This is a genomic window from Rhodothermales bacterium, from assembly GCA_034439735.1.
Taxonomy (GTDB): domain Bacteria; phylum Bacteroidota; class Rhodothermia; order Rhodothermales; family JAHQVL01; genus JAWKNW01.
In genome coordinates, this window is record JAWXAX010000150.1 from 1 (window position 1) to 7,234 (window position 7,234).

At 66.8% G+C, this 7,234-nt stretch carries 5 protein-coding genes; 1 reads left to right on the plus strand and 4 read right to left on the minus strand.

The window, feature by feature from the left end:
• The coding region (locus SH809_11510; protein MDZ4700325.1) for an aminotransferase class V-fold PLP-dependent enzyme at nt 1-653 on the minus strand (653 nt) is incomplete at its 3' end.
• 121 nt (nt 654-774) lie between these two features.
• On the opposite strand from SH809_11510, the gene murA reads away from it, so the two are divergent.
• Nucleotides 775-2,082, plus strand: a complete 1,308-nt coding sequence (murA, locus tag SH809_11515; protein ID MDZ4700326.1) for a UDP-N-acetylglucosamine 1-carboxyvinyltransferase — start codon at nt 775-777, stop codon at nt 2,080-2,082.
• A 136-nt stretch (nt 2,083-2,218) separates the two neighbouring features.
• Here the strand turns inward: murA and SH809_11520 are convergent, their stop codons facing one another.
• The 3 genes from SH809_11520 to SH809_11530 form a co-directional block, all read right to left on the minus strand.
• The gene (locus tag SH809_11520) at nt 2,219-5,779 is read right to left on the minus strand and encodes a hypothetical protein (protein MDZ4700327.1); all 3,561 of its coding nucleotides are present in this window, start codon (nt 5,777-5,779) and stop codon (nt 2,219-2,221) included.
• 31 nt (nt 5,780-5,810) lie between these two features.
• Nucleotides 5,811-6,752, minus strand: a complete 942-nt coding sequence (locus SH809_11525) for a hypothetical protein (GenBank protein ID MDZ4700328.1) — start codon at nt 6,750-6,752, stop codon at nt 5,811-5,813.
• Nucleotides 6,721-7,234, minus strand: a 514-nt coding sequence (locus tag SH809_11530; protein MDZ4700329.1) for a phosphoribosylglycinamide synthetase C domain-containing protein, incomplete at its 5' end; no start/stop codon positions are given. The genes SH809_11525 and SH809_11530, both read right to left, overlap by 32 nt.

The window sequence follows — 7,234 nt, forward strand, 5'->3', positions numbered from 1 at the left end:
CCCACGACGAGTCCGCCAAGCTCCACCCCGCCCCGCACGTACAGGCATCCTACCCCCTTCGGGCCGTAGAACTTGTGCGCCGAAATGCTCATCAAATCCACCCCCAGCTCATCCACCCCGGGCGCGAGGTGGCCGGCGGACTGGACGGCGTCGGTATGCACCAGCACGCCTTTTTTCCTCACTTCACTTGCAATAACAGCTATATCGTTACGGGCTCCGGTCTCGTTGTTCACGTGCATGATCGACACCAACTCGTACCCGGCCTCCAGCGCCGACATCACGGCCTCCGCCGAAACCCCGCCTCCCGAACCCACCGCCGTATACCCTACCCGCACGCCCAGGGCCGCCAACGCCTCGGCCGGCTTCAGCACGGCCTCATGCTCCGTCCGGGCCATCAGAATCCCCCCCCTTGAGGCCCCGCGAACCGCGAGGTTGTTCGCCTCCGTTGCGCCGCTGGTAAAAACGATCTCCGCCGGCTCGGCCCCGAGGAGCCGCGCGATCGTCTGCCGGCTCTCTTCCACCGCATGCCGCGCCCGCCGGCCGAGCGCATGTACCGACGACGCGTTGCCGTACGCCTCGCGGAGGTACGGCATCATCGCATCCAGCACCTCGGAGTCGAGGGGTGTGGTGGCGGCGTGGTCGAGGTAAATCATGGAATTAGCGATTAGCGAATAGCGAGGTAGGTTATCGGTGTACATCGCGCTCGGCGACTTGAAACGAAAAGCGGGCTCGGTGTTTCAAGGGCCGATAACGCACTCCATTTCTTCGAATCGCATGGAAAAACTGGTCATCACGGGGGGACAGCCTCTGCGGGGAAGCCTGACGGTCGCCGGCTCCAAAAATACGGCCCTGGCGCTGCTCACCGGGGCGTTGATGGCCGAGGGCACGAGCACCATCGCCAATGTTCCGCGGGTCCGCGACGTGCGCACGCTGGCGCAGATCATGGAGTTCACCGGCGCGAAGGTAGACATACCGGACGCCGGCCCGCTGGTCGTCCACGCGGAACGGGTGATCTTTCCGGAAGCACCCTACGAGCTCGTCAAGAAGATGCGCGCCTCGTTTTATATGCTCGGCGCTCTCCTGGGCCGGTTCGGGACCGCCCGGGTGTCGCTCCCCGGCGGATGCGCCTGGGGGCCACGGCCGGTGGATCTCCACATCGAAGGGATGAAAGCGTTCGGGGCCGAGATCGACCTCGAACAGGGCTACGTAATCGCCCGCGCGCCGAAGGGCCGGCTGCCCGGTGGCTCGTTTCGCCTCGAACCCTCCAGCGTCGGCGCCACCATCAACCTGCTGCTCGCCGCCGTGCGCGCCACGGGACCCTCCCGCATCGAAAACGCAGCCTCCGAGCCGGACGTGATCGTCTTCGGCGAGGCACTCCAGCAGATGGGCGCGAAGATCGCCGGCCTGGGCACCCGTACCATCGAAATCGAAGGCGTCGAGGCGCTGCATCCCGCCGCCATCGTCAACTGCCCGGATCGGATCGAGCTGGGCACGTTCATGATCGCGGCCGCCATCGCCGGCCCGCCTGGCGGCTCGGTTCGCATCGACAACGCGGAGCACCGCCACCTGGGCGGGGCGTTTAAGGACGCCTTCGCGCGGGCCGGCATCCGGGTCGACTACCACGACGGACACATCGTCGTCCACACCCCCGAAGTCATCCTGCCCACCGACATCGAGACGGCGATTTACCCGGGTTTCCCGACCGACCTCCAGGCCCAGTGGTCCGTCCTCATGGCCCGCGCCGCCGGCACGTCCCGCGTCACGGATACCATCTACATTGACCGCTTCAACCACATCCCGGAACTCCAGCGCATGGGCCTCCGCGCTCGCGTCGAGGGCAACGCGGTCCGCATCGAAGGCGGCCAGCAACTCACCGGCGCCCAGGTGATGAGCAGCGACCTCCGCGCGAGTGTCTCCCTCGTCCTCGCCGGCCTCATCGCGCGCGGCGAAACCCACGTCCTCCGCGTCTACCACCTGGACCGAGGCTACGAAAACCTGGAAGCCAAACTGCGCGCCGCCGGCGTAGCCATCTACCGCGAACAATACGACGAATTCGCGATGCCGGAGCCGCCGGAGGGGTGAAAGCAATTAGAACGTGACGTTACGCGTTGCGCGTTTTTCCGTTGACCGTTTGGTGATTGGGATAAGCGCCATCTTGCTCTGAAATGTGCTGTAGGGATGCAACGCAAACGCGCAACGAGTCAACGCGTAACGGCCGTTAGAACAACGCGCTGAGTTGGACGCGCATCGTATGCAGCACCGGCGCGTCCGCCGGCGCGCGGCCGTCGTAGGAAAACGAGAGGCGGAGGTAGCGGGACACGGTGTAATCCCCCTGGAGCCCCCACAGCCACGAGGTGCCGGCGCCGCGGCCATCTGTCAACTCGAACTGGGCAAGGCCCACGGCCTCGCCGGTGAGGCGGACGAGCGCGACCTCGCTCCGTGTCGTCACCTGAAGCTTACGCACCACGGCGTAGCGGATTTCCAGGGGGATGCGAACCATCTTCACGTCCCGCCCCAGGAGCGTGTCTTCCTTCCGCGCCACGACGCCGCCGGCCACAAACGTGTACCGCCGCGTCGGCGAAAACGCGATCTCGGGCTCGATCCGGATCCCCTCTATATTGTACCGCCGGGATGCAAACGCGGCGCTCTCCAGCCGATTCGTCTCGATCGCGCCGGCGAGTTTCAGCGCCCATCGGTCCGACAGGCGCGATCGGCCCTCGACGCTCCAGCTGTTCAGAAACCGCACCTCCTCACCAGCGGCCAATTCGGAGTGACCGCGCGTCTGGTTGAACCGGATGTCCAGGCTGAAACGCGGGTTGCTCCGAAACAGGAAGATGTCCTGCGCGATCCGAATCCGGCCGTTGACGGTGTTTACGGGGCTCCGAAACCGGCTCAGATCCAATAGATAGATTCTCGCCAGCTCGGGGTCGCGGCTTTTTTCAGTAAGATCGATCAGCGTCTGCGTGCTCACCTGGGCGAGGGCGCGCTGCCACCCCGGGCCGGCGTCGCGCCACACCTTCGAGGGGTCGATGCGGAGCCGTAGCCGCGCCCCGACGCCGATGACCGACGAAAGGCTGTCAGACGGTACATACGTCCGCACGTATGTCCCCTCGTTCGGGGTTCGTTCAGGCAAAAACTCGTCGATCTGCAGCACGCCATCCGCATTCACATCCTCCCACACAAACTGACCGAGTTCGGGGCCGGTCCGGATGTAGATCTCCTGGAGGGTCGGGGTCCGCTCGGTGGCGGCCTCGTAGCGGAGGTTGACGTCCACGGCGCGCCGGGGCGTGGTGTACTGGGTGGTAGAACGGAGGATGAGGGACTCGTTGTCTTCTCGCATGCCCTGCGTACGGAAGTAGTCGGTGAAACGCCGGACACGGTAGCCGAGGCTGCCCTCGGTCGTCAGCCGGTCCGACGCCTCCCAGTTGAACTGGGTCTGGTACGTAGTAGCTCTCGCCGCGTCGCGGAGAACGCCCTCGGCCCACTCCTCTTCGTCGCGCAGGGCGATGCTGCCGGCGGCCTGCAGGCGCTCGCCCGCCCACCCGATACCGGGCCGAAACTCCAGAAACGCCAGCGACGCCAGGGTGAGGCTGTCGGTGCCGGCGGCCCGCTGTTCGCGGCGCTCCTGCTCCATCTCCAGGTACGGGGTGAAGCGCCGGCCGAACAGCGGCTGCGCGAGCCGGCCACGCTGCCGGAGCCAATCGCCTTCCTCGCCTTCCAGCCGATTTTCGCTGGCGATCAACTCGATCCGGTATTCGGCCTGCGGCCCCCGCGCCTCTGCCAGACCCAGCTGCCCGAGCGCCCGCCGGCTATCGAAGGCGTCGCCGAGATTCAGCCAGCCGGCTTCGCCGCGCACGAACGAGGCCGGCGTAAGCCGCACCTCGACCGATGCCTCATCCGTCACCTCATCCCCCCCGAACGCCGCCAGGTCGGTCTCGGCGTTGAACGTGCGGGCCCCGAGGTTCCAGCGCCGGCCGAACTCGACCGGCCGGATGCGATTAAACGCTGTGAACCGCTGCCCCACGAGCCGGCGTCTGTATTCTGCAGATATGCTGCCGCGCTCCGCGGCGCCGAAGTCGACGGGGATGTGATCGATGCGCCCGCCGGCGACGTACGCGTTGCCCACATCGTCCGCCGCGTCGGCCGCGGAGAGGCGGTTCTGATCAAAAAACGACCGCGCCCATTCCCCGAACACCTCGACACCTCGAATCGGCTCGAGCCTGGACTGGAAAGCCAGCAGGTTCTGGTTTTTCGGCCGGGGCAACACCAGCACGGGGTCATACTCCCCAAGGCCGGCGCCCCGATACTCATACAAAATCCCGTTGACGCCGCGCCCGACGCGGAGGTACTGCCCGTTGCCGGCGCCGACGCGCGTGAACCGGACGCGGTAGACCTGCACGGAATCGGCCGGCCGGGCATCCACAGCCACGAAGATCGTATCGGCCCCCCCGACGCTATCGGGGATGATCTCCTGAAGATACTGGACGTACGGAGCCTCGGGATCGAACACGACGGGCTCGGCGCCGCTGCGAAGCGCCTGGCCGTCGCCGGCCTGGATGAGCCGGAGCGAGTCCTCCGCCGAAAGGCCGAACTCGTCGTTGAATACGTCGCCGTCTGCCTCGCGCAGAAACGTCACGCCGAAGGCCGCGCGGGGGTCGCCGGCGGCGTCGGTGAAGAGCATCGCCTCGGCGGCCGTGGCCACGAGCGTACGGCTGAACTGGTTGGTCGAGTATTGAAACTCGACCGTGATGCGGCGGTCCGCCGTCACGATCCGGTTGGGGGTAAAGGAAATCTCGCCGGTGGCGTAGTCAATCACATAATCATTCGTCTCACCCCGGGTGAGGAGGACGCCATCGAGAAAGACCGACTCCGAGCCGGCGATGACGATGATAAACTGCTCGCCGGCCTCGCCCTCCAGCCGGTACGGTCCCTGGACGCCATCGATCGGTGGGATGTCCTGCGAGCGAAACAGCCCCCGCGCGGCCGCGCCGGCGGCGTCGACTCGTAGTCGCGATGCCCTGCCGGCCTCGCCGACGACGTGCGCGCCCTGGAGCTTGCGGGACAGCCGGGCGAACTCGGAGTGGGTGAAGTCCAGATTAAAATCTCCCAGCTCGACGGCGCCGGCTTGCGACGTGATTCCGATATAAACTTTGTCGAACTCGTTCAGCCGCTGCGTCGTCCCTTCCGGCTGGATGGGGGTGTTGGCGTCGGTGAGCACGGCCTGGACTTCCACGCCGTCCACGATTTCGCCGGCGAGTTGCATGCGCAGGCCGGATTCAACGCTGACATCGCGGTTGTTGCCGGCGACGATGCCCCGGGTGATCGACCCGCTCCGCTGAAGGCCGGGTGCGCCGAAGGGGTCGCGGCCGGCGGAAGGCATTGCGGCAAGCCGGGCGGCCCGGGCCGTGTCGGCCTCGGCCGGCGGAAGGCTGTCCGATACAACAGCCTCGCGATAAAGCGGCTCGAACCGAAACGGAAACGTGGAATACGCCACGATCAACTGGCCAGGCGGTCGGACGCGCGTGGTGTCCAGCTCGAGCACGCCGGCGGTGAAGTCGATCCGATACGCCGTGGAATCCAGCGCGGCCCCGTTCCACCAGAGCCGCTCCGTCCCGTTGATGATAAACGGGCGCAGCATAATCGGGCCGGCGGCAACGACTTGCAGCGTTTCTCGTTGAGCGCCGGCAGAGGTCGGGCGGGGCTGGATCTCCTGAGCGTCGGCCACGCGCAGCGTGGACCCGGCCAACCAGCACAGTAGGAAAAACAGGCGCAGCGGCATGATATCTTCGGAGAAGGTGGCCGACGGCGCGCTAGTGAAGGTCCAGGCGGTACAGAGCGCGTTTCGTCAACGCATACACGCCGGCCGCGCTCCAGGCCATGTCGACGATGGGTTCGCCGAGGTCGACGGCGTATTCCGCTTCGCGATGCCCGCGCGCGTGATACCGAACGACGCGATCTTGCTCGAATACCATCAGCTCCTCTCCCCAGACCTCGAGCCCGATCGCATCGCCGGCGGGGTCGAGGGCCATCAGCCGTTCGAATCCCCCCAGAAAATCGTACACCATCACGGCGCCGCGCCCGATATCCAGCACAAACAGGGTCCGCTGCGCCTGATCCAGAGCCAGCGCTACAGGCTCTATGAGTGCGCCGTCGCCGGCGTCATAGCCGCCGATCTCGCGCTCGAAGTTGCGCTCGCGATCCCACTTCAGCACCACGTGCCGGTCCACATCCACGACAAATGTCTCTTCGGCGTGGCTGGTTCGGACGGCGATGGGCCGGCCCTGTCCGGAGGAGCCACCCTGCTCCTGTTTTCGGTAGGAGGTATAGCCGCCGGCCTCCGCTCCCGCCTCGCGCCGATCCACCGGGAGCGATTCAAGGAACAGGAATTCGCGGGAGAAGCGCTGGATGCGGCCGTTGCCGGCGTCGGCGACGACGAGGACGAGTCCGTTGGTGGGGTCGATGTCGGCCAGGCCATCGAACTGCCCGGCCTCCGAGCCGCGGCCCCCGAGGCGGCGCTCGTCCGGCAGATGGTTGCGAAGCGTCACAATGGCCTCGCGGGCCCCTTCGACGACATACACCACGCCGGCGGGGTCCACCGCCACGGCCCGCGCGTCGACGAATGGGGCGATGAGGCGGGGAGCATCGGTAGGAGCCGGCTGGGCATAGGCGCCGACACCGACAGCCGAAAGAAGGAGCGACGCCACCCCCTTCCAGCACCGATCACGCCAGCCGCGCGAGCCCTTTTTTGCCAATGTCGGTTCGATAATGCGCGCCCTCGAAATGAATCCAGGAGACGCCGGCGTACGCCTGGTTGAGCGCATCCGCCAGCGACGGGCCGGCGCCCGTGACAGCCAGTACGCGCCCGCCGGCTGTTACGATCCGCCCGGACTCATCGCGGCGGGTGCCGGCGTGAAAAACGAGTGCGTCGGCCAGGCGGCCGTCGATGTCGAGGCCCTCGATGGGGAGGTCCTTCGGATAGTCGCCGGGATAGCCGGGCGCCGCCAGGATGACACAGGCGGCCGCGCCGGCCGCGAGGCGGGCGGGTGAGGAGGAGATACGCCCCTGCGCGCCGGCCAGGACGAGCTCCAGGAAGTCCGATGCGAGCAACGGCAGCACGACTTGCGCCTCGGGATCCCCGAGCCGGCAGTTGTACTCCACCACCCGCGGCCCCCGCTCGTCGATCATGAGGCCGACATACAGAAATCCCTTGAACGGGGCGCCCTCGGCGTTCATC